Origin of the sequence: Elizabethkingia argenteiflava, assembly GCF_009904105.1 — a bacterium.
GTDB lineage: Bacteria > Bacteroidota > Bacteroidia > Flavobacteriales > Weeksellaceae > Elizabethkingia > Elizabethkingia argenteiflava.
Map to the genome: position 1 here is coordinate 1 of NZ_JAAABJ010000227.1, position 263 is coordinate 263.

The window sequence follows — 263 nt, forward strand, 5'->3', positions numbered from 1 at the left end:
ATTCGAACTAGTGTTGGAACATTTACGAGGCAAATTTCGAGTAAAACTAGGACAAAAATCAGAGCCATCGCTTGGTATTATGGACAGCCAGAATATTCGCTGGGGCAATAACCGGTCATTAAAAGGATTTGATGGAAATAAAAAGATTAAGGGCATAAAACGTCATGTGGTCGTTGATAAAAATGGTTTTTTAATTGCAATCATGGTTACAATGGCTAATATACATGATAGTAAGGCTGTTATTTTACTTATGCGCGGGTTAA

1 protein-coding gene is annotated in these 263 nt (G+C 36.1%); it reads left to right on the top strand.

The genetic code is table 11. The features are described from left to right. Positions 1 to 263 (top strand): transposase (locus GNY06_RS02015; RefSeq protein WP_166518570.1); only part of this gene is annotated, 263 nt, incomplete at both ends.